Here is a 2,191-nt window from a genome sequence, read left to right as displayed (position 1 = left end):
GCAAGATGCAACGCCACCAACGACGACGAACACGCGGTATCCACCGTCACGGCCGGACCCTCGAACCCGAACGTGTAGGCGATGCGACCGGACATGACGCTGGCGGTGGCACCGGTTGCGCCGAATCCCGCGTACTCGTCGCTTGCCGCTTGCGCCAGCGTGGCGTAATCCTGGCCGTTGCTGCCGACGAACACCCCGGCCTGGCTGCCGCGCAGCGACGCGGGGTCGAGGCCGGCGCGCTGCATCGCTTCCCATCCGGTCTCCAGCAGCAGCCGTTGCTGCGGATCCATGGCGGTCGCCTCGCGCGGCGAGATCCCGAAGAACGCCGCGTCGAAGTCGCCCGCACCGGTCAGGAAGCCACCCTCCCGGACGGTCGTCGTGCCGGGGTGGTCCGGGTCGGGGTCGTACAAGCCGTCGACGTCCCACCCCCGGTCGCGGGGGAACGGGCCGATCGCGTCGACCTCGCCCGCCACGAGGTCCCACAGGTCCTCCGGCGATTGCACGCCGCCCGGGAAGCGGCAGGCCATCCCGACGATGACGATCGGGTCGTCGGCCACGGCCGCGACGACGGCGTCGGCGCCGGGATCCACGGGTTCCCCCGTCAGCTCGCGCCGCAGATGGGCGGCGAGCAGGGCGGGAGTGGGATGGTCGAAGGCCAGCGTGGTGGGCAGGGCCAGCCCGGTCACCCGGCTCAACCGGTTACGCAGCTGCACGGCGGTCAGCGAGTCGAAGCCGAGGTCCCGGAACGCCTGGTCGAGGTCCACCGAGACCGCGTCGGTGTGGCCGAGCACGGCGGCGACCTCGGTGCGGACGAGCTCGGCGACGAACTGCTCCGCCTCGGCGCGCGGCAGCCTGGTCAGGCGCGCGGCGAGGCCGCCGCCGGTGGGAGGGCCGGCGAGGGCCGCGGCCTCGGGGACGTCGTCGAAGAGCCGCGTCGCGCCGAACGCCGGCCGGAACCGGTCCCAGGCGACCCGCGCCACGGTGTGCGCGCCCCGGTCGAGGGCCCGGCCGAGCACCGCCAAGGCGACGGCGGGTTCGATCGGGACCAGCCCGCGCTCGCCGAGCTGCCGGCCGACCTCGCCGTGCGCCATGCCGTCACCCGCCCACGGGCCCCATGCGACGGCCGCGGCGGGCATGCCCGCCGCCCGGTAGGTGTCGATCAACGCGTCCACGGCGGCGTTGGCGGCGGCGTAGTTGCCCTGGCCTTCGGCGCCGACCACTCCGGCGATCGAGGAGAAGACGACGAAGGCGTCCAGGTCGCGGTCACGGGTCAGCTCATGCAGCACCTCGACGGCGTCGGCCTTGGCCCGGGTTACTGCGGTCAACCGGTCGGGCGTCAACGTGTCGATCAGGCCGTCGTCGAGGACGCCCGCGACATGGACCACCGCGGTCAGCGGGACGCCGGTGAGCAGATCCCGCATGGCACCCGGGTCGGCGGCGTCCGCGCGGGCGATCGTGGTGGTGGCACCCAGCGCCGACAGCTCCGCCACGAGATCGGCGGCGCCGGGCGCCTGATCGCCGCGCCGGCTGGTCAGGATCAACCGATCGACGCCCTGTTCGGCGAGCCACCGGGCGACGTGTACGCCGAGCGCGCCGGTGCCCCCGGTGACCAGGACCGTTCCACGGGGCCGCCAGCTGCGGCCGGCGCCGGTGGCGGGCACGAAGCGGCGGCCGTACGTGCCGGAGTCGCGGACCGCGACCTGGTCCTCGCGGCCACCGAGAGCAACGGCGAAGCGGCGCCATCCGTCGGTGCTCAGGGTGGCGGGAACGTCGATGAGGCCACCCCAGCGGTCGGGGTGCTCCACGGCGGCGACCCGGCCGAGTCCCCAGAGCATGGCCTGCCGGGGTGCCGTGATCTCGTCGGGCCCGCAGGCGCCGCTGGTGACGCACCACAGGGGCGCCGAGAGGGCGGCGTCACCGAGCGCCTGTATGACGGTGGCGAGCGTCGTGGCGTCGGCGAGCGCGTCGGCCGCATCGAGGGCCAGCAGCGAGAGGACACCGGCGTAAGGCTTTCCCGCCACCTCGCGCAGGGCTTCGGCGGCCTGCTCCCGGTCGTGGACGTCGACCGTCAGCGGCAGGTGGTCCGGCACCGCGTCGAGGCACCGCTGGATCTGTGCTGTCACCTGGCCCGGCGCCAGGATGAGCCAGGTGCCGGAGAGCCGGGCGGCGGGTTCGGGGACGGGCCTCCAGG

The 2,191-nt window shown here is 74.5% G+C and carries 1 pseudogene; it reads right to left on the bottom strand.

Annotated elements, in window-relative coordinates:
* Positions 1 to 2,156: pseudogene (locus tag ACFHWU_RS28970) on the bottom strand (type I polyketide synthase); the annotation flags it as partial.
* Between the last annotated feature and the right edge of the window lie 35 nt (positions 2,157 to 2,191).

Source organism: Micromonospora sp. LOL_015, from assembly GCF_048060275.1.
GTDB lineage: Bacteria > Actinomycetota > Actinomycetes > Mycobacteriales > Micromonosporaceae > Micromonospora_E.
The sequence above is the reverse complement of the archived record's forward strand: the minus strand, read 5'-3'. Positions and strand labels throughout refer to the sequence as shown.